We start from the raw sequence: 19,928 nt of genomic DNA, 5'->3' as shown, positions 1-19,928 counted from the left end.
GCCGCCTAGGCCCGGGTGGCCTTGCCCTCGCCGCCTAGGCGCCGGCGGCCTTGCCCTCGAGGACGCCCGCCTCGGCCATGCTGTCCACGGCGCCGAGGTAGTGGTCCTCCAGCATCGCCACGATCTCCTCGCCCGAGCCGACCCGGAACACGTCGATCACGTACTGGTGGCGGCGCACGGCCTCGTCCAGGCCGATGTGCTGGCGGTCGATCGACGAGCGCATGAGCGCGCCCATCTGGGCGTCCAGGGTCCGCCACAGCACGGCGAGGCGCTGCTTGCCCGCGGCGTCGATGATGCAGCCGTGGAACTCGGTGTCGAGGTCGATCATGGTGGCCACGTCGCCGTCGGCGGCGGTGTCCGCCATCCGGTCCACCACCTGCTGCATGCGGCCGAGGACGTCGTCGCGGTTGCCGCTGATGCAGCGCACCGCGCCGGCCTCCAGGACGAAGCGGGCATAGCAGGCGTCGCGAATGTCCTCGTAGGACATCCGCGTCACGATGCTGTGCCGCCGCGGCGAGATGTCCACGAGGCCGTCGACGCTGAGCTGGCGCAGCGCCTCGCGGACGGTCGAGCGGCTGACCCCGAGCTCCTCGGCCAGCGGGGCCTCGACGAGGCGCTGCCCGGCCGCGTACTCGTTGTTGAGGATCTTGCGCCGCAGCACCAGGTACACCGCCTCGGGCAGCGACCGGTGCAGGAACGATCCGGGGTCGGTCATGGCCGGAAGTCTAGGTCGTCGGCCCGCAGACCGAGGTGCTGGTCGCCGTCGGCGTGCACGGGCAGGTCCGCCGCCGGGCCGCAGAGCAGCGGCATCAGGCCGGGGCCGTGGCCGGGCAGCGGGCTGCCGCCGTGCACGATCACGCCCACCGTGCGCCAGCCCCGCCGGTAGCCGGCGTTGTGGCGCACGTCGAGGTCGTCCACGGCCACGAGGTCGCCGAGCCGCAGCCCGGGCGGCACCTCCTGCAGGTCGAGGTCCCACATCTGGGCCGGGCGGCCGATGCCGTTGCCGACGACGGACGAGGCGACGATCCCGCGCACGCCGAGCGGGAGCGCGAGCCGGGGCAGCATCCGCGGGTCGGTGTTGAGCACCGTGAGCCCCGGCAGCGTCGCGCCCTGCCCGTGGGCGCGCACCGCGACGGCGTCCCCGGGCAGCAGCTGCGCCAGGACCTCGTCGGGGAAGAGCACGATGACCCGGCCCTCCTCGCCGCGCTTGCCGAGCACCGTCCCGCGGGCGCCGGCGGCGGCGCCGGTGCGCACGACGGCCTCGTTGCCCAGGCACGCGAACGCGGTCAGCGCGTGCCGGGCGGCCTGGTCGCGGTGCTCGAGGGTGACGCCCGGGGCCGCGTGGTCGGCGTCGTGGTCGAAGACCCCGTCGCCGAGGCGGACCCCGAGCACCACGCCCGAGGAGCCGATCGGCACGTACGGGGCGCCGTCGGCGTCGACGAGGTAGGGCGAGGACCCCATCGCCGGGGTCTCCACCGCCCCCGTCAGGTTCATGGCGACCGTGCTCACAGTCGAACTCCCAACAGTGAAAGGTTCGCGTCCGCGTCGTCGACGATCGCGAACGCCTCCGCGGGCCCGCTGAGGATGGTGCTGGGCCCGGGGCCGTGGCCGAAGAGGCGGCAGTGGCCCGTGCTGATGACGCCGATGGTGAGGTACCCCGGCCGGAACCCGCGCCCGAAGCGGTGGTCCTGGTCGGCCAGCACGACGACGTCGCCGATGCGCAGCGCCTCCAGCCCCAGCGACAGGTCCTCGCCCTGCCCGGCGTAGGCGCCCATCAGGTCGGTGTTGGCGAACTCCGACACCATGCCGGCGCCGGCGCCGACCGCGGCGGCGGGCACCCGCGCGGCGACCCCGACCTCGAGCCGCCCGTCGGCGCGGGTGGTGATCGGCAGGGCGTCGAGGGCGAGCGGGTCGAGGTTCTTGGCCACGATCGCCGGGTGGTCGAGCAGCTTCAGACCCTGGCCGGTGGCGGCGACGCTGACCCGGTCGCCGGAGCTGACCTGCTCCAGCGCCGCCTCCGGCATGTCGACCAGGACGTAGGCGTGCTGCCCGATCACCCGTCCCGTGGCCCCGGCCGCGGGGCCGCTGCGCACCGTGACCGTGTTGCCGACGCAGGACAGGAACTGCAGGGCCATGTTGGCGCCGGGGTCGGCGGCCCGCACCGACAGGCCCGGCTCCAGGTGGTCGGCGGCGTAGCCGGTCGCGGGGTCGCCGGCGTGCGCGCCGAGGGTGACCCCGCCCATGCCGGGCAGCAGGAACGGGGTGCCGTCGGCATCGACCCGATACCCGTGCCGATCGGCGAGCGCGGGCCAGACCTCGCCGGCGAGGATCTGCGTGACGAGCCTTTCCCGATTGGTCCGGACCCCGCTCATGACGCCGCCCCGAAGCGGAAGCCGTGGCCGCGCAGCGCCGGTGCGCTCACGGCACCGTTCCACACGTTCATGACCGGTTGCGATCGCACGGTACGGCCGACGCCGTCGACCGTCGCGAGCAGGTCGAGGACCGAGTGGGTGAACCGGGCCCCGGCGACGGGCGCGGCGAGGCGCCCGTTCTCGATCAGGAAGCAGCCGTCGCGGCTGACCCCGGTGATGGTGCCCGCCACCCGGTCGACGAGCCGGGTGTACCAGAAGCGCTGCACGTACACGCCGCGCTCGACGCCGGCGATCAGCTCCTCCTCGGTGTGCTCGCCCGGGCTCAGCACGATGTTCGCGGCGACCGGGCTCGGCGGCTCCTCGCGGGCCACGTGCGCGTGGCCGGTCGGGGCCGTGCCGAGCGCCCGCGCGCTGGCCAGGTCGGTGACGGCGGCGCCGACGACGCCGGCGCTCAGCAGCGGCACCCGCGACTTCGGGGTGCCCTCCAGGTCGAAGCCGATCGGCAGCCCGTAGGGCGCGGTGGCGTCGTCGGCGACGGTCACCAGCGCGGATGCCACCTTCTCCCCGGCCCGGTTCGCGACGAGGCCGACGCCGGCCGCGGCGAGCTCGCCGGAGAAGCCGAACGCCTCCAGGAAGCCCAGCAGCTCACCGGCGGCCTGCGGGCCGAGCACGACGGTGTGGTGCCCGTCGGGCAGCGGGCCCCGGCCGCGCCCGGCGACCGCCTCGCGGACCGTGCGCCGCACCGACTCCTCGGCGGCCAGGGCGGCGGCCGAGCGGTGCAGGTCGATCCAGTGCGAGGTGCCCTCGTCGACGGTGGCGGTCAGGCTCCCGATCGCCTCGGTGGCGAGGGTGTGGTGGGCGACCCCGGCGCTGTTGACGACGGCGAGCTGGGTGACGGCCCGGCCGAACATCCCGGCCGCGTGCCCGCCGGCCCGCTCCGCCTCGCCCATCGTGAACGCGGCCAGACCGGCCCGGGCCCCGGCGTCGAACGCGACGGTGTCCTCGTGCCACAGGTCCAGCTTCGGCGCCTCGGCGGGCTCGGCGATGCTCGCGGCGCCCGGCCGCCCGGCGCTGCGGGCGACGGAGCGGGCCAGCTCGGCGGCGCGGGCCACGGCGGTCTCCAGACCGCCGAGCACCCCGGTCGCGGCGCGCGCGGCGTGCCCGTCCACCAGGGCCCGGACCGTGAACTGGGTCTCGGTGACGTCCTGCGGCTGGTGCACGCGGCCGCCGGCGAAGCGGGTGTACTCCCCCGCCTTGCCCAGCAGCGCGATCTCCACGGCGTCGGCGTCGGCGGTGCCGGACGCTTGTTCCAGGGCGGCCAGGAGCCGGTCCGGGTCGACGATCGCGGTCATCACGCCACTCCGATCTGCAGGTCGCGCACGAGCATCGGCGCGGCGCCGTGGCTGAGGAAGCCCCACTGCTTGGGCTCGCCCTTGCCGCACGGGTAGCCGAACGCGCGGAACTCCGACGGGCCGGCCACCGCCTCGACCGAGCCCCAGAACCGCGGGGTCACGCCGCCGTAGGAGAAGTTCTTCAGCAGCCGGCCCCGCCGCCCGCCCTTGACCTCGTAGGCGACCTCGGTGCCGAACTGGAAGTTGAGCCGCTGGTTGTCGATCGACCAGCTGCGGTTGTCGTCGATGTAGTAGCCGTCGCCCATCCGCGCCAGCAGCTCGTCGAGGCGGCCGCCGTCGCCGGGTTGCAGGAACACGTGGGTGGCGAAGCAGACCGGCAGGTAGGCCCAGCCGTCGGAGCGGGCGGCGCCGGTGAGGGCGAGCCCGGCCCGGCCGGCCGAGTCCCGGTTCGACAGCGTGTTGCGCACGATGCCGGCCTCGATCAGGTGGCTGGCGCGGGCGGGGGTGCCCTCGTCGTCGAAGGCGAAGCTGCCGCGGGTGCCCGGCACCGTCGGGTCGGAGGTGATGGTGACGGCCGGGGAGCCGTACCGCAGCGAGCCCACGTCGCCCGGCTTGATGAACGAGGTGCCGGCGTAGTTGGCCTCGTCGCCGAGCATCCGGTCGAGCTCGAGCGCGTGCCCGCACGACTCGTGGATCTGCAGCGAGACCTGCTGGGCGCCGATGACGACGTCGGCGCGCCCGGCGGGGGCGACCGGCGCGGTGAGCAGGGCGACCGCCTCCTCCCCGACCCGGGCGGCGTTGTCGAGCATGCGCAGCGAGGCGAGGTACTCCCACCCGCCCGCCGCGGTGTTGCCGTGGAACGAGTTCGGGTAGCTGCGCCGCTGCACGTCGCCGTGGCCGCTCGCGGTGACCATGAGCATCGCGCCGGTCTCGGTGAAGTGCTGGTGCTGGCGGGAGCCCTCGGTGTCGGCGTAGTGCCGGTGCTGCCGCTTGGCGTTGATCCCGGCCTGGGCCGCGGCCACCTCGGCGGGGGCCGTCGCGGCGGCCAGCCAGGCGGCGAGCAGCTCCTGGCGCTGGGCGGACGAGACCGCGAACGGGTCCTGCTCGACCACGGTCTCGTAGCGGCCGCCGGCCGGCTCCCGCGGCGGCAGGTCGACCGGCTTGCCGCTGCCGGCCAGGGCGACGGCGACCCGGTGGGCCTGGGCTGCGGCCGCGGCCGCGTCGGACTCCTCGGCGAGGGGACGGGCGGCGAACCCCCACTGCCCGTCCACGAGCACGCGGACCCCGATGCCGATGTTCTGCTCGATCCGCTCGTCGGGGTCGGAGCCCTTCTGGACGTACGACCGCAGCTCCTCGGCCTCGATGAGCCGGGCGTCGGCGAACTGGACGCGTCCGGACACGGCGGCCAGGGCCGAGTCGAGGATCCGGGCGGCCGTGCCGTCCTCGGCGAGCGTTCCCCAGTCGTGGCCCGTCACGCCGCGGCCTCCTCGGTCAGCGGCAGGTTCACCCAGGAGCGGGTGCGGAAGGAGCGCTCGAACGCGTTGATGGTCTCCTGCACGAGCGCGCCCTGGCCGAAGTCGCCCTGGTTGCCCGGCCCGCCGGAGAGGATCTCGGTGGTGAAGTCGGCGCAGAGGTTCGAGTAGAACAGGAAGTCCCAGTCCTCGCGGGAGTGCCCGCCCTCGGGGAAGAACTCCTGCGGGATCTCCCGCTCGACGAACTCGACCTCGTGGCGGGTCGCGGTCCTGATGGTCTGGCAGATGCCGAACTCCTCGACCAGCCGCACGATGATGGCGCCTTCGGAGCCGTAGATGCGCGCCTCGATGCCGGGGAAGTTGCCGACGGTCACGTACGAGGACTGGATCGAGGCGAGCAGCCCGCCCCCGAACTCGGCGATCCACATGTCGCCGTCGTCGATGTTGAGCCGCTGCATGAGCCCGGTGTCGCGGACCATGCGCTCGGGCACGAAGTTGCGCATGGTGCCGACGACCGACTGCAGGTCGGTGCCGGCCCACCAGTGCATGATGTCGATGATCGGGGCGCCGTAGCCCTCGATCGACGAGGTGGCGATGACGGCCGGGTCGGCGTCGGGGTCGACCTGGCGCATCGGGGTGGCCGGGTCGATCCACTGGCTGTTCTGCTCGTAGCCGTTGAAGACGTACGGCTGCCCGACGAACCCGGTGTCGATGAGGTGCTTGGCGTACTGGATCGCCGGCGCGTAGCGGAACGTGAAGCCCAGCTTGGTCTTGAGCCCCTTGGCCCGGGCGAGCTCCGACAGCGCCCGGGTCTGGCGGTAGTCGTGGTGCACCGGCTTCTCGCACAGCACGTGCTTGCCGGCGTCCAGCGCCGCGGCGGAGATCTCGAAGTGGGCCCGGTTGGCGGTGGCCACGTCGATCACGTCGATGCCCGGGTCGTCGAGCAGCTCGCGGTAGTCGGTGACGCGCTTGGCCACGCCGAACTTGTCGCCGGCCTCGGCCACGGTCGCCGGGTCCGTGTCGGCGATCGCGACGACCTCGGCGCGCGGGTCGCGCTGCCAGCCGGGGATGTGCGCGCGCTGGGCCCAGCGGCCCGAGCCGACGACGGCGACGCGGAGCTTGTCGCTCATGGGTGGTCCTTTCCAGGGGGTTGTACTACCGCCGGACGCGGGGGTCGATGGCGGCGTAGGCGAGGTCGACGAGCAGGTTCATGACGACGATGAAGAACGCGGCGAAGAGGACCGCGCCGGTGATCATCGGGATGTCGAGGGTGCCGATGGCGTCGAAGGTGAGCTTGCCGATGCCCGGCAGGCCGAAGACGGACTCGATGACGACGACGCCGCCGAGGAAGTAGCCGAGGTCCATGCCGAGCATGGTCAGCAGCGGGCTGAGGACGTTGCGCAGGCAGTGGCGCAGCAGCACGACCCGCTCCGGCATGCCCTTGGCCCGGGCCGTCTGCACGTAGGGGCTGCGCAGCGCCTCCAGCATGTTGGTGCGGGTGAGGCGGGCGTACCAGGCCGCGCCGCCGAGCCCGAGGGTGAAGGCGGGCAGGATCAGGAAGTTGAGGTACGGCGACTCGTAGCCGCTCAGCGGGAAGACGCTGGACTTATAGGCGAGGGCGTACAGCAGCAGCAGGCCGAGCCAGAACGGCGGGGCGGACAGCCCGACCAGCGACGCGAGCGTCACCGCGCGGTCCAGCAGGCCCTTGGGCCGGTAGGCGGCCACGATCCCGGCCGGGACGCCGAGCAGCACCTCGAACAGCACGCCGAGCAGGGCCACGGCCGCGCTGACCGGCAGCGCCCGCCAGATGGCGTCGCCGACGGACGTGCCCTGCAGGGCGTAGCTGACGCCGAGGTCGCCGTGCAGCACCTGGCGCAGGTACGTCCAGTACTGGTAGCCGAGGCCGCGGTCCAGGCCGAGCTGGGCGTGGATGGAGGCGACGGTGGCGGGGCTGGCGTTGGGGCCGGCGATGAGCCGGGCCGGGTCGCCGGGCACCACGTGGGTCATGAAGAAGGCCAGGGTGACGACGCCGAAGAGCACGACGATCGCCTGAGGCAAGCGGCGCAGCAGGAACCGGCTCATGCCGACACCTCCGCAAGCTCCGGCGCCGGCCTGAGCCCCACGCTGCAACATTGATGAGTGGCCTCTCCGCTTCGCTCCGAACCACTCATGCCGACACCTCCGCAAGCTCCGGCGCCGGCCTGAGCCCCACGCTGCAACATTGATGAGTGGCCTCTCCGCTTCGCTCCGAACCACTCATGTCAGCGACGCTCCGGTGCGGTCGGGTCGAGCAGGTCGCGCAGCCAGTCGCCGGCGAGGTTGAACGACAGGACGGTCAGCAGCAGGCACACGCCGGGGGCAAAGAGCAGCCAGGGCGCGATCTGGAAGTACTCCTTGCCCTGCTCGATCATCTGGCCCCAGGAGGGGTCGGGCACGGGCACGCCGACGCCGAGGAACGACAGCGACGCCTCGATGAGGATGGACGAGGCCACGCCGAGGGTGGCGTAGACGATGATCGTCGGCACGAGGTGCGGGAAGAGGTGCTTGCGCATGATCCTCCAGTGCGACAGGCCCAGGGTCCGCGCGGCCACGACGAACTCGCGCTCCTTGAGCGACAGCACGAGACTGCGGATGATGCGGGCCAGCGCGGTCCAGTAGATGAGCGCGATGACCACGACGACGTTGCGGGCGCTGGGCCCCGTCACCGAGATCAGCGCGATGCAGAACAGCAGGATCGGGAACGACATCACGATGTCGGTGATCCGCATGAGCACGGTCTCGACCCAGCCGCCGAGGTAGCCGGCGATCAGCCCGACGAGCACGCCGAGGACGGTCGCGAGGCCGTTGGCGAGGATGCCGATGACGAGCGAGACGCGGGCGCCGTAGAGCAGCCGGGACAGCACGTCGCGGCCGTTGGGGTCGGCACCGAGCGGGAAGTCGCCGCCGGGGCCGACCGGCGCGCCGGTGATCTCCAGGCCCTCCGGGTAGGTGCTCAGCGGCGGGTGCGGGGCCAGCAGCGGGGCCAGGATCGCGGCCAGGGCGAGCAGGACCAGCAGCGCGATGGAGACCAGCGCGGGCCAGTCGTGGCGCAGGCTGCGCCGGGCCCGCCGCCAGAACCCGGGCGCGGCGACCTCGGTGCCGACTTCAATGGGTACGGTCACGGCGTTGCCTCCGTCCGGAGCCGGGCTCGGGGATCGCGGCGATGAGCGCCCGGGTGTACTCGTGGGCCGGGTCGGCGAAGACGGCCTCGCTGCTGCCGGTCTCCACGATCCGCCCGGCCTGCATGATGGCCACGTCGTCGGCCATGAACCGCAGCGTCGACATGTCGTGGCTGATGAACAGGTAGGCCAGCCCGTCGGCCTCCTGCAGGTCCTTGAGCAGGTTGAGGATCTGGGCCCGGACCGAGACGTCCAGGGCCGACACCGCCTCGTCGCAGACGAGCACCTGCGGGCCGACGGCGAGGGCCCGCGCGATGGAGACGCGCTGGCGCTGCCCGCCGGAGAGCTGGTGCGGGTAGCGGCCGGTGAACCCGGACGGCAGCCCGACCCGCCCGAACAGTTCGCGCACGCGGGCGGTGTGGTCGGGGCGGGGCACCCCGGCCGCGGTGAGCGCCTCGGCGACGTTCTGGCCCACCGTGAGCCGCGGGTTGAGCGAGTCGTACGGGTCCTGGAACACCATCTGCATGTGCCGGCGGAACCGCCGCAGGGCGCCGCCGCGCAGGCTGGTGACCTCCTGCCCGCCGATGCGCACCGAGCCCGAGGCCGGCTCGACGACCCGCATGAGGGCCCGGGCCACGCTGCTCTTGCCGGAGCCGGACTCACCGGCCAGGCCCAGGGTGCGGCCCGGCTCGATGGTGAAGCTGACCGCGTCGACCGCGACCCGCTTGCGGTAGGACACCGTGAGGTTCCGCACGGCCACGGCGGGCTCAGGCATGCTCGCCCCCCAGTGGGAAGTGGCACGCGGCGGCGACGCCGGGGCCGGTCGGGCGCAGCGCGGGATCCTCGGTGCGGCACAGGTCCCGGGCGCGGGGGCAGCGGTCGGCGAACGCGCACTGCCCGGCCGGCACCCCGCCGAACGGCGGCGCCCCCGGGATCGTGGGCAGCCTCCGGGGCAGCTCGCCGCGCAGCCGCGGGATGGAGTCCAGCAGCGCGCGGGTGTAGGGGTGGGTCGGGTTGGCCACGATCTCGTCGGTCGGGCCGGACTCGACGACGCGCCCGGCGTACATGATGAGGATCCGGTCGCAGAAGCTCGACACGACGCCGAGGTCGTGGCTGATGAGGACGGTCGCCGTGCCGTGGCGGTCGGTGAGCTCGTCGAGCAGGTCGAGCACCTGGGCCTGCACGGTGACGTCGAGCGCGGTGGTCGGCTCGTCGGCGACGATCAGCCGCGGCGTGCAGGCCGCCGCGATGGCGATGCACACGCGCTGGCGCATGCCGCCGCTGAACGCGTGCGGGTACTCCCGCAGCCGCCGCTCGGCGTCGCCGATGCCCACGGTGCGCAGCAGCCGGGCCGCCTCGTCCCGCGCGGCCGCCTTGCCCAGCCCCCGGTGGTGACGCAGCCCCTCGGCGAGCTGGGTGCCGACCCGCAGCAGCGGGTTGAGGCTCGACATCGGGTCCTGGAAGACCATGGCGATGTCGGCCCCGCGCCAGCTCGCGAGCCGCTTGGCGTCGAAGGCCAGCACGTCGTGGCCGTCGAAGGCGATCCGCCCGCCGACGCCGGCGGTCTGGGGCAGCAGCCGCATCACCGCCTGCGCGGTCACGGACTTGCCGGAGCCGGACTCGCCGACGATGCCGACCCGCTCGCCCGCTTCCACGGCGAACGAGACGCCGCGCACGGCGGCGGAGCGCTCCCCGTCGCGTTCGAAGTCGACGGTCAGGTCGTCGACCTCAAGCAGTGTCGTCACATCAATGTCCTCAGCTAGGTCCCGCCCGGGGGCTCGTGCGAGCCCCCGGGCGGGAGCACCGCGTCAGCGGCTGGCCGTGCCCGTCGTCTTCCAGTAGTTGGTCATGTCCCAGCCCCAGATCGGCTGCGAGTGGTAGCCGCCCACGGTCTTGCCGAAGACCTCGGTCTTGGAGCCGTAGTAGAGCGGCACGACCGGGTTGTCGGCGAGCATCGCCTTGGTGGCCTCGACGTAGGTGGCGTTGGCCGAGTCGTTGTCCTTGGCCGCGAGCGCCTGGTTGACCAGGTCGTCGACCTTCTTGTTGCAGTAGAAGGAGTAGTTCTGCCCGTTCGGGATCGCCGCCGCGCAGGACAGCAGCGCCTGGTAGAAGTCGCTGGCGTCGGGGTAGTCGGCGACCCAGAAGGTGAGCGTCATCGGCGCCTTGCCCGGCGTGCCGGCGAGGTCGAAGAAGGCGCTCTGCTGGATCGGCTTGGCGTCGACCGTGATGCCGATCTTGCCGAGGTCCTGCTGCAGCTGGGGCAGCAGCGCGGTCCAGGGCGAGGTGTTCCAGGAGTACATCGTGGTCGAGAAGCCGTTGGGGAAGCCGGCCTCGGCCAGCAGCTGCTTGGCCTTGGCGATGTCCTGGTCGTGGACGAGCTTGTCCTTGGTGTAGCCGGTGATGCCCGGCGGCAGGTACTCGTTGGCCACGGTGCCCTGGCCGGCGACGAGCTTGAGCAGGAAGGTCCTGTCGAAGGCGTAGGAGACCGCCTCGCGCACCTTCGGGTTGTCGAACGGCGCCATCTGCGTGTTCATGGTGACGTAGTACGTCGAGGGCTTCACGATCGTCTTGATCTGCGGCTTGAGCGCCGCGTCGTTGGAGACGCTCAGGTAGTCCGCGGCCGGGATCGGGTCGCCCATCAGGTCGATGGAGCCCTTCTGCAGCGACAGCAGCTGCACGTGCGGGTCGACGCCGAGCTTCTCCACGACCTTGTCGACGTAGGGCTTGGGCGCGTTCCAGTACTTCGGGTTGCGGTTGACCACGATCTCCTGGCCGGGCGTGAAGTGGTCCAGCACGAACGGGCCGGAGCCGACCGGCTTGGCCGCGCTGCCCGACTCGATGACCGACGCGTGCGGCATCGCCAGGACGTACTTGAACGAGCTGTTCGGCGCGGTGAGCTTGATCTGCAGCGTGGTGTCGTCGGTCGCGGTGATGCCCGCGAACGTGCCGCTCGGGTTCTTCGCGTAGTCGGCGGCGCCGGCGACCCCGGTCCAGAAGCTCTGCACCGGCGACTTGGTGGCCGGGTCGAGGATCCGGGTGAAGGAGTACGCGAAGTCCTTGGCCGTGACCGGCTTGCCGTCGCTGAAGGTCATGCCGGGGCGGATCTTGATGCTGTACGTCAGCCCGTCCGCGCTCACCTCGGGCAGCGCGGTCGCGGCCTGCGGCTCGATGTTCATGGTGTCGCCGACGTAGTCGTAGAGCCGGTCGTACAGCATGCGCATGTTGTTCCAGCAGGTGGCGTCGTAGCACACCGCCGGGTCGAAGGTCTTGGGGTCGCTCTGGTAGGCCACGGTCATGGTGCCGCCGTAGCGGGCCTGCTCGCTGCCGCCGGCGCCGGGGGTGGCGCTCGTGCCGGCGTCGCCGCCGCCGCAGGCCGCGGTGAGCGCGACCGCGCCGGCCGTGAGCGCCGCCAGGACGATTCTCCGTGTGGAAGGCATCCGAGCCTCCTTCGTCTACTTCTCGGGGGATTTCTGGGGGGATGAGGGTGCCGCGATGTTCGTCAAGCCCCGGACGATGTCGTCCTGGGCCGCCGCGAGGGAGAGCCGGACATGGCCGGCTCCCCGCGCCCCGAACGCGGTGCCGGGCGCTACCGCGGTGCCGGTCCGGTGCAGGAGGTCCACTGGGGATACGTCGGTCCGCAGCCACAGGTAGAAGGCGCCCGCCGGGCGGGTGGCGGACAGCCCGAGGTCCTGTGCGGTGCGCAGCGCGGTGTCGCGGCGGTCGCGGTAGGCGTCGCGCATGGCCGCCACCGGCGTCTGGTCGCCGGTCAGGGCGGCCACCGCCGCGTGCTGGGCCACGGTGTTGACGCAGGACGCGGTCGCCTCCTGCACCCGGGCCAGGCCGGCCGCGAGCTCGGGGGTGGTGACCGCGTACCCGACCCGCCACCCGGTCATCGCGTAGCTCTTCGACAGCGAGTACACGGTGACGGAGGGCACCTCGGGCGCGGCCGCGGCGAAGGTGACCGCCGGCCGGTCGAGCCACAGCTGGTCGTAGCACTCGTCGGAGACGACGACCAGCCCGCGCCGCGCGGCCCACGCCCCCACCGCCGCCAGCTGGTCGGCGTCCCACTGGTAGCCGACCGGGTTGGACGGGGAGTTGACGAGGATCGCGCGGGTGCGCGGCCCGCACAGGGCGTCGAGGTGCTCGTAGTCGGGGGTGTGCCCGGCCGCCGGGTCGAGCCGGTAGCCGCGCGGGACCGCGCCGAGCATGGTGGCCAGGGTCGAGAAGTTGGTCCAGCCCGGGTCCGGCACCAGGATCTCGTCGCCGGCGCCGAGCAGGGTGCGGTAGGCGGCGAAGAGCGCGCCCACGCCGCCCGCGCCGACCACGACCCGGTCCGGGGTCACGCCGTCGAGGGCGTTGTCCCGGGCGAGCTTGGCCACGACCGCCTCGCGCAGCACGGGCAGCCCCGCGCTCGGGCCGTAGCGGGTGTGCCCGGCGAGCGCGGCGGCGTGCGCGGCCTCGACGATGTGCGCCGGGGTGGCGAAGTCGGGCTCGCCGAGCTCGAGGCGGATGGCGCCGGGGATGGCCCAGGCGGCGTTCGCGATGGCCCGGATGCCCGACGCCGCGGTGCCCGCGACCTCGGCCGCGATCACGTCAGGCTCCGCATCAGCCCGCCGTCGCAGGACAGCAGGCTCGCGGTGACGTACGACGCCTCCGGGGACGACAGGAAGCCCACGACGGCCGCGAACTCCTCCGGCCGCCCGTAGCGCCCGGCGGGGATGTCGGCCATCGCGGCCGCCCGCACGGCGGCGGCGTCGGTGCCGGTGCGCTTCGCCCGGGCCGCGTCGAGGGCCGCGACCCGCTCGGTGTCGATGCGGCCGGGGACGACCCCGTTGACGGTGACGCCGTCGCCGGCCACGAGCCGCCCGACGGTCTTGAGCCAGGCCGCCAGCGCGGCCCGGCCGCCGTTGGAGTAGGACAGGTCGGGCAGCGGCTCGCGTACCCCCGAGGAGAGCACGGCGACGATGCGCCCGTGCCCGCGCTCGCGCATGCCGGGCAGCAGCCGGGTGGCGAGGTCGATCGGCGTCACGGTGAGCAGCTGCAGCGCGGCCCGCCAGCCGTCGGCGTCGGTGGCGTCGGCGGGCGCGGGCGGCGGGCCGCCGGCGTTGAGCACGAGCACGTCGACGTGGCCGAGCCGGTCGAGGGCGGCCTCGGCGACCGTCCGCGCGGCGGCCGGGTCGCCGGCGTCGGCGCCGATCGTGTGCGCGGCGACGCCGTGCCGGGCGCGCAGCTCGGCGGCGACGAGGTCGAGGCGCTCCCGGCCGCGGGACCACAGCAGCAGGTCGTGGCCGCGCCGGGCGAGCTCGTGGGCGATGGCCGCGCCGAGGCCGGAGCCGGCCCCGCCGACGACGGCCGTCACGCGGTCACCGCGAACGGGTCGATCGAGGGCGTCAGGCCGACGCGGGCGAGCACGTCGTCGAGCTCGGCCAGGGTGGCCTCGTCCGGCAGCGGGTTCAGCGCGCGGGTGCGGGCGGTGGCCAGGACGCCCCGGCGGCGCAGCACCTCCTTGCGGATGGCGAGGCCGACGCGGACCTGGCCCTCGAAGACGAGGTACGGCAGGAACCGGTCGTTGATCCGGGCCGCGGCCGCGGTGTCCCCGGCCTCGAAGGCGAGCCGGATGGCGCGCAGGATCTCGGGGTACGCGAATCCGGTCATCGTGCCGGCGGCGCCGCGGCGCAGCTCGGAGTAGGCGCTGACGCCCCCGAGCCCGCCGAACACGGTGAGCCCGGGCCGCTGCGCGAGGAGCCGGCCGATCTTCGGCGGGGTCGGCGGGTCCTCGAGCTTCACCACGGTGCTGCCGCTCGCGTCCAGGGCGGCCAGCAGCGCGGAGACGGGCAGCGTCACGCCGGTCGCGGCCGGCTCGTCCTGCACGATCACCGGCACGCCCAGGTCGGCGGTGGCGGCCCGGTAGAAGGCGGCGATCTGGTCGGTGTCCTTGAGCAGCGGCGGAGCGGAGATCATCACCGCGGCCGCGCCGGCCTCGACCGCGCGGCGCGCGTTGCCCGCGACGACGGCCGCGGACGGCGCCGAGCAGCCGACGGCGAACGGCACCGTGTCCCGGGCCGCGGCGGCCACGGTGCTCAGCACGGTCTCGCGCTCGGCGGCGGTGAGGTCGGCCGCCTCGCCCATCACGCCGAGGATCGTGATGCCGTCGACGCCCCAGCTCGCCGCGGCGGCGACGATGCGCCCGAGGCTGTCGGTGTCGACGCCGCCCGCCTCGGTGAACGGGGTCGGGCTGATGTACCAGGTTCCCCTGAGCATGCCGCTCCTTCAGTAGCCGCGGTCGCGGTGGTAGAGGTTGCGCAGCGGCTCCCCGGCCAGGTAACGGCGCAGGTTGTCGCAGAACAGGTCGGTGATGGCCGCGTTCTCGGTGGCGACCGTGGACGCGGAGTGCGGCGAGACGAGCACGTTGTCCAGGCCCCACAGCGGCGAGTCGGCCGGCAGCGGCTCGGTCGCGAACACGTCCAGCGCGGCGCCGGCGAGCCGGTCGCCCGCCAGGGCCTCGATCAGCGCGGGCTCGTCGACGACCGGGCCGCGCGAGATGTTCACGAGGATCGCGCCCTCGGGCAGCCGCCCGAGCTGCGCGGCGCCGATCAGCCCCTCGGTCTGCGGGGTGAGCGGGCAGCACAGCACGAGCACGTCGGTGGCCGGCAGCACCTCGTCCAGCTCGGCGATGCGGTCGCGGCCGAGGCCGACGACGGTGCAGCCGAGCGCCTCGAAGGAGCGGGCCACCTGCCGCCCCATGCCGCCGAGGCCGACGACGGTGACCGTGCGGCCGGCGAGCTGGGCGGTGGTGTAGCGCTCCCAGCGGTGGGCGGCCTGGCGGCGGCGCAGCTCGGGGACGCCCTTGACGAAGTACAGCGCGCCGGTGACCGCGAACTCGGCCAGCGGCACGGCGTGGATGCCGGCCGCGGTCGTGAACGTGATGCCGGTCCGCTCCAGGCCGGTGCGCTGCACGAAGCCGCCGATGCCGGCGCTGGTGGCCTGCACCCAGCGCAGCCTGGGCGCGCGCTGCGGCAGCCGGGCCGGGTCCTGCCAGTCGAAGTCGAAGGCGATGTCGGCTCCCGCCAGCAACTGCTCCCAGCGGGCGTTCCCGGCCGCGCTCAGGGTGCGCGGGGTGCCGGTGTGGTCGCAGCGGTACCGCGGGATCGGCAGCAGCTCCGGCTCGTACAGGACCTCGACGCCCGGGGCCGCCGCCGCGATGCGGCCGACGTGCTCGGGCTCCAGGTAAGTGGCGATCAGCACCGCGGTCTGGGGCATGCGAGAACCTTAACGGTCGACGGCTGATTGTCGACAACCGACTTTCACCTGTTACCAGCTCTTTACATGATCCACCTTGGCCGGGGGCCTATGGCACGAAATAGCGGCATAAGCCGGGTTGAGCACTTGGAGCGGACATGTTGGGGATTGGTCCTGGCGTGTCGGCCATCCATCGACCAAGATGAACGCACTGTCGCGATCGGGGGTACCCATGACTGCTGTGCGTGAGCTTCCGCTGCCCGCCGAGCGGGGCTGCCCGTTCGACCCGCCGCCCGAGTACGCCGAGCTCCGCGAGGCCGGCCCGGCCATCCGCGTGGCCTGCCCGACGGGGATCGACGCATGGCTCGTGACGCGCTACGCCGACGTGCGGGAGGTGCTGAGCGACCCGCGGCGCTTCAGCACCCGCCCGGGCACGGCCGCGCACATCCTCGCCGGCTACAACAGCGAGCCGCCCGGCGAGGGCGACTTCGCCCGCATGGACGGCCCGGAGCACCTGCGCTTCCGCCGGCACATGGCGCCCGAGGTGTCGAACATGAAGCGGATCGCGCGGCTGCGCCCGCTCGTGCGGCGCATCGTCGACGAGCGCCTCGACACCCTGGCCGGCACCGCCCCGCCGGTGGACCTCTACGCGTCCTTCGCCAAGCCGGTGACCACCGCCGTCATCGCGGAGCTGCTCAGCGTGCCGGAGTCCGACCGGGTGCTGTTCCAGCAGGCGGCCGACGCGCTGTTCTCGGGCGGCTCCAGCGCCGAGGACTACGCGGCGGCGATGCGGCCGCTGCTGGAGTACCTCTTCGGCACGGTCCTCGCCCGCCGCGCGAACCCGGGCGACGACGTGCTCAGCCGCATGATCGTGCGCAGCGACCAGACCGACCGGCCGTTCACCGACACCGAGCTCGTGTCGATGGCCGCGGGCCTGCTGATGGCCGGCTACGACACCACCGCGAGCGTCATCGCCCACGGGATGCTGGCGCTGCTGGAGCACCCCGCGGAGCTGGCCCGGCTGCGGGAGCGGCCCGGGCTCGCGGCCGGCGGGGCCGAGGAGCTGGTGCGGTACCTCGGCGTCGGCACCGGCCTCATGCGCGAGGTCCTCGAGGACTGCGTGATCGGCGGCCGGCCGATGCGGGCGGGCGACCTCGTCGTGCTGGCGATCCAGTCCGCCAACCGCGACACCGCGCTGCACCCCGACGCCGACCGGTTCGACATCGGCCGCAGCCCCGGCCCGCACGTCGGCTTCGGGCACGGGCCGCACCAGTGCGTCGGGCAGCAACTGGCCCGGCTCGAGCTGACCGCCGTGCTGGCGACGCTGCCCCGGCGGATCCCGTCGCTGCGGCTGGCCGTGCCGATCGGGGACATCCGCTTCAAGACGCGGACCGCGGTGGGCGGGCCGGTCGCGGTGCCGGTGCTCTGGGACGAGGTGCTGCCGGCGTTCCCCGGCACGGACGAGGACGCCGGCTGATGTGGGTCGAGGTCCACCGGGACAAGTGCATCGGCTCGGGCGTGTGCGCGCTCGTCGCCCCGGAGCTGTTCGACCAGGGCGACGACGACGGGGTGGTGATCCTGCTCGCCGAGTACCCGCGGGCGGGGCTGCAGGAGGCGGCGTACGAGGCGGCGACCCGGTGCCCGGCCGCCGTCATCGAGATCCACACGAACCGCGGGGCGGCCCCGGGCTGACGCGGGGTGGTGCCGGCGCTCAGCACCGGCGGGCACGCGACGGCCTCTGCGTCCGAGCCGGCCGTCAGCGCGGCCGCGGGCCTGGTCGCCCTCGGCTGCGTCACGGCGCCGCCGGCGGGCCGCACCGGCCGCGCTGCCAGGTCTCGAACGCCCACCAGCAGCGCAGCGTCGTGAGCACCGGGGCGCCGTCGTCGTCGACGGGCAGGCCGGTGCGCTCGTGCAGGGCGCGCAGCCGGTACCGCACCGTGTTCGGGTGCACGTGCAGCGCCGCGGCCGTGCGGTCGAGGCGGCGGCCGTGGTCGAGATAGGCCAGGGCGGTGCCGACCAGCTCGCGGTGGAACGCGTCGGCCGGGTCGAGCCGCGCGAGCAGCGCCCCACCGAGCACCGCGCCGAGCTCCGGCTGGGCGGCCAGGGCCGTCTCCGCGGCGAGGTCGACCACCGCGAGCACGCCGGTGCGGGCGAAGCGCACGGCTCCCGTCAGCGCGGCGAGGCACAGCCGGTAGCCCTCGGCCGCCCGCCGCAGCGGCAGCGGCGGCCCGACGACGGCCGTGACGTCCGGGCCGGCGTCCGCCGGGGCACGCGGGGTCAGCCCGGCGAGGCGGCCCTCGACGGTGCCGAAGACCCCGCCGCACGCGGCGAGCCGCGGCTGCAGCGCCTCCGCCCGGGCCGGGTCGGTCACGTTCAGCACGACGCAGCGGTACCGCGCGCCGGCGCGCAGCCCCACCGCCGGCGCGTCGTCCGCCCGACCGCCGAGCAGCAGCGCCCGCAGCACCGCGTCGCGCCGGTCGCGCCGGCCCCGGGCCCGGGCCCGCTCGGCCTCGCGATAGCCCTCGACGACGTGGCCTTCGAGCGCGCCGACGTACCGGTCGAAGTCCAGCGCCGCGCTCAGCAGCACCTCGTCCGGGATTCCCGCGGCCCGCCCGCGCACGACGGCGACCTCCAGGACGCGGGTCCGGGCCGCGCGTACCGCACACAACACCCCGGCACACGGCACGCCCTGCGCGGCCCGGTCGGCCCCGAGCCGCGCGGCCTCCCCGAAGTCCGGCTCCCCGCCCTGGAACGCGGCCAGGCCGGCCGCGAGGAGCACGGCCACGTGCCGCCGGCTCTCGTGCGCGGGCAGCCGCGCCACGTCGGGCGAGGCGGACCGGGCGGCGGCGACGAGCTCGTCGACCAGCCCCTCGTCGCCGGCCAGGGCGGCCAGCAGCGGCGCGAGCGGGGTGGACACATCGGCCTCGCTGTTGTGGGTTCGGGTTTGTGGGTTCGGCACAATCGCCGGGCGCGGCGTTGTGCGCCGGGACCTATCGACCACCACCGATCGGCGATTTCCTGGACGTTACCGCAGAGTAACGACAAAGCCCAGGGAGGCCGCGTGTCCGCCAGTCCCGTTCCCCGCCGTCGCGCCGTGCTCGCCGGTCTCGCCCTGCTCGCGAGCGCGCTCGTGCCCCTCGCGTCCGCGTCCGCGCCCGCCGCCGCGGCGCCCGCCCTGCAGGAGGTGATGTTCGTCGGCAACAACTGGGACGGCACGGTCGACGTGATCCGCTCCAGCGGCACCTACGAGAAGCTCCGGCGGATCAACGTCGTGCCCGACCGCGACCGGCGGCTCTGGGAGATCTACCTCAACCCGGTCCGCCTCGCCTTCTACCTCGGCGTCCAGCAGGGGCCGGGCGAGGGCCACGACCAGCTCGTCGACGACATGTACACGACGCCGGACGGCAGCGCCCTGGTCGTGTCCCGGCCCAGCTTCGCCGACGTCGTCGCCATCGACCTGCGCACGGGCGCGCTGCGCTGGCGCTTCCCGGTCTCGGGCTTCCGGGCCGACCACATGGCCGTCTCCCCCGACGGCACCCAGGTCGCCGTCTCCGCCTCCACGTCGAACACCGTGCACGTGCTCGACATCACCACCGGCCGGCAGCTCGGCTCGTTCACCGCCGGCGACAAGCCGCACGAGAACATCTACACCGACGGCGGCCGCTACCTGTGGAACATGTCCATCGGTGAGGTCAACACCGACCTGGACGACCCGTGGCTGGACTGGACCAAGGGCGACCGGCACATCACGATCGCCGACACGCGCACGTTCCAGGTGGTCCGGACCATCGACATGCGGCAGCGGCTGGACGCGTTCGGCCGCAGCGACCTGTCCGACGCCGTCCGCCCGGCCGTGTTCACCCCGGACGAGCGGACGCTGTACTTCCAGCTGTCCTTCTTCAACGGCTTCGTGGAGTACGACGTCGCCTCCGACCGGATCACCCGCATCCGGGAGCTGCCCAGGAACCCGGCGACCAGCCCGGACCGGACCACCTGGGTCAACGACTCCCGCCACCACGGCCTGTCGATGAGCCCGGACGGCGCCCACCTGTGCGTGGCGGGCACCATGGACGACTACGCGACCGTGGTGGACCGGGCCACGCTGCGGGAGGGCGCGCTGGTCCCGGCGAGCAAGCCCTACTGGGCGACGGTCAGCGGCGACGGCCGCGACTGCGTCATCTCCGAGTCCGGCGCCGACCAGGTGACCGCGATCAGCTTCGCCACCGGGCTGAAGGTCGTCAGCATCCCCGTCGGCGACCACCCCCAGCGCGTGCGGATCGGTCACATCGCCGCGAGCTGACCGGGCCGCCGCCGAGCACTGTGGTTGCCGGGCGG

The 19,928-nt window shown here is 73.9% G+C and carries 19 protein-coding genes; 3 read left to right on the top strand and 16 right to left on the bottom strand.

The genetic code is table 11. The features are described 5' to 3' along the window. Positions 1–34 precede the first annotated feature (34 nt). From ACQP1P_RS17155 to ACQP1P_RS17085, 15 genes are all read right to left on the bottom strand, one after another. Positions 35–715 carry a GntR family transcriptional regulator gene (locus ACQP1P_RS17155; RefSeq protein ID WP_433087667.1) on the bottom strand — a complete coding sequence of 227 codons (681 nt, stop codon included), beginning with the start codon at positions 713–715 and terminating at the stop codon, positions 35–37. Then, on the bottom strand, positions 712–1,509 hold the full coding sequence (locus ACQP1P_RS17150; protein WP_433087666.1) for a DUF4438 family protein: 798 nt from the start codon (positions 1,507–1,509) through the stop codon (positions 712–714). The genes ACQP1P_RS17155 and ACQP1P_RS17150 overlap by 4 nt, the downstream gene beginning before the upstream one ends. After that, entirely contained in the window at positions 1,506–2,372 is an 867-nt protein-coding gene (locus tag ACQP1P_RS17145; protein ID WP_433087665.1) for a DUF4438 family protein, read from the bottom strand. Before ACQP1P_RS17145 ends, ACQP1P_RS17150 begins: the two co-directional genes overlap by 4 nt. After that, positions 2,369–3,724, bottom strand: a complete 1,356-nt coding sequence (locus tag ACQP1P_RS17140) for a TldD/PmbA family protein (RefSeq protein WP_433087664.1) — start codon at positions 3,722–3,724, stop codon at positions 2,369–2,371. The genes ACQP1P_RS17145 and ACQP1P_RS17140 overlap by 4 nt, the downstream gene beginning before the upstream one ends. Beyond that, positions 3,724–5,199, bottom strand: a complete 1,476-nt coding sequence (locus ACQP1P_RS17135) for a TldD/PmbA family protein (protein WP_433087663.1) — start codon at positions 5,197–5,199, stop codon at positions 3,724–3,726. The genes ACQP1P_RS17140 and ACQP1P_RS17135 overlap by 1 nt, the downstream gene beginning before the upstream one ends. Then, positions 5,196–6,326 (bottom strand): Gfo/Idh/MocA family protein, encoded by a 1,131-nt coding sequence (locus ACQP1P_RS17130; protein WP_433087662.1) that lies wholly within the window; start codon positions 6,324–6,326, stop codon positions 5,196–5,198. The genes ACQP1P_RS17135 and ACQP1P_RS17130 overlap by 4 nt, the downstream gene beginning before the upstream one ends. 25 nt (positions 6,327–6,351) lie before the next feature. Further along, positions 6,352–7,278 carry an ABC transporter permease gene (locus ACQP1P_RS17125; protein WP_433087661.1) on the bottom strand — a complete coding sequence of 309 codons (927 nt, stop codon included), beginning with the start codon at positions 7,276–7,278 and terminating at the stop codon, positions 6,352–6,354. Between the two features lie 179 nt (positions 7,279–7,457). Continuing rightward, a complete protein-coding gene (locus ACQP1P_RS17120) occupies positions 7,458–8,357 on the bottom strand; it encodes an ABC transporter permease (RefSeq protein WP_433087660.1) in 900 nt (299 codons plus the stop codon). Then, the gene (locus ACQP1P_RS17115) at positions 8,341–9,129 is read right to left on the bottom strand and encodes an ATP-binding cassette domain-containing protein (protein ID WP_433087659.1); all 789 of its coding nucleotides are present in this window, start codon (positions 9,127–9,129) and stop codon (positions 8,341–8,343) included. The genes ACQP1P_RS17120 and ACQP1P_RS17115 overlap by 17 nt, the downstream gene beginning before the upstream one ends. Next, on the bottom strand, positions 9,122–10,099 hold the full coding sequence (locus ACQP1P_RS17110; RefSeq protein WP_433087658.1) for an ABC transporter ATP-binding protein: 978 nt from the start codon (positions 10,097–10,099) through the stop codon (positions 9,122–9,124). The genes ACQP1P_RS17115 and ACQP1P_RS17110 overlap by 8 nt, the downstream gene beginning before the upstream one ends. A 63-nt stretch (positions 10,100–10,162) precedes the next feature. Next, a complete protein-coding gene (locus tag ACQP1P_RS17105) occupies positions 10,163–11,791 on the bottom strand; it encodes an ABC transporter substrate-binding protein (RefSeq protein WP_433087657.1) in 1,629 nt (542 codons plus the stop codon). Positions 11,792–11,806: 15 nt separating this feature from the next. Then, a complete protein-coding gene (locus ACQP1P_RS17100) occupies positions 11,807–12,946 on the bottom strand; it encodes a pyridoxal phosphate-dependent aminotransferase (protein ID WP_433087656.1) in 1,140 nt (379 codons plus the stop codon). Continuing rightward, positions 12,943–13,713 (bottom strand): SDR family oxidoreductase, encoded by a 771-nt coding sequence (locus ACQP1P_RS17095; RefSeq protein ID WP_433087655.1) that lies wholly within the window; start codon positions 13,711–13,713, stop codon positions 12,943–12,945. Before ACQP1P_RS17095 ends, ACQP1P_RS17100 begins: the two co-directional genes overlap by 4 nt. Then, positions 13,710–14,615, bottom strand: a complete 906-nt coding sequence (locus ACQP1P_RS17090) for a dihydrodipicolinate synthase family protein (protein ID WP_433087654.1) — start codon at positions 14,613–14,615, stop codon at positions 13,710–13,712. The genes ACQP1P_RS17095 and ACQP1P_RS17090 overlap by 4 nt, the downstream gene beginning before the upstream one ends. Positions 14,616–14,624: 9 nt before the next feature. Further along, on the bottom strand, positions 14,625–15,614 hold the full coding sequence (locus ACQP1P_RS17085; protein ID WP_433087653.1) for a D-2-hydroxyacid dehydrogenase: 990 nt from the start codon (positions 15,612–15,614) through the stop codon (positions 14,625–14,627). Positions 15,615–15,834: 220 nt separating this feature from the next. Between ACQP1P_RS17085 and ACQP1P_RS17080 the strand changes: the two genes are divergently transcribed. Together ACQP1P_RS17080 and ACQP1P_RS17075 are read left to right on the top strand one after the other, a co-directional pair. Further along, positions 15,835–17,070 carry a cytochrome P450 gene (locus ACQP1P_RS17080; RefSeq protein WP_433087652.1) on the top strand — a complete coding sequence of 412 codons (1,236 nt, stop codon included), beginning with the start codon at positions 15,835–15,837 and terminating at the stop codon, positions 17,068–17,070. Further along, complete coding sequence (locus tag ACQP1P_RS17075; protein WP_433087651.1) at positions 17,070–17,285, top strand: ferredoxin; 216 nt, start codon at positions 17,070–17,072, stop codon at positions 17,283–17,285. Before ACQP1P_RS17080 ends, ACQP1P_RS17075 begins: the two co-directional genes overlap by 1 nt. Positions 17,286–17,385: 100 nt before the next feature. On the opposite strand, the gene ACQP1P_RS17070 is transcribed toward ACQP1P_RS17075, so the two are convergent. Further along, on the bottom strand, positions 17,386–18,510 hold the full coding sequence (locus tag ACQP1P_RS17070) for a PucR family transcriptional regulator (protein WP_433087650.1): 1,125 nt from the start codon (positions 18,508–18,510) through the stop codon (positions 17,386–17,388). Positions 18,511–18,654: 144 nt separating this feature from the next. Between ACQP1P_RS17070 and ACQP1P_RS17065 the strand changes: the two genes are divergently transcribed. Beyond that, positions 18,655–19,893, top strand: coding sequence for a YncE family protein (locus ACQP1P_RS17065; RefSeq protein ID WP_433087649.1), 1,239 nt, complete (start codon positions 18,655–18,657; stop codon positions 19,891–19,893). Positions 19,894–19,928: the final 35 nt, after the last annotated feature.

It is taken from the genome of Dactylosporangium sp. CA-052675, from assembly GCF_050947935.1.
Lineage (GTDB): Bacteria > Actinomycetota > Actinomycetes > Mycobacteriales > Micromonosporaceae > Dactylosporangium.
The sequence above is the reverse complement of the archived record's forward strand: the minus strand, read 5'-3'. Positions and strand labels throughout refer to the sequence as shown.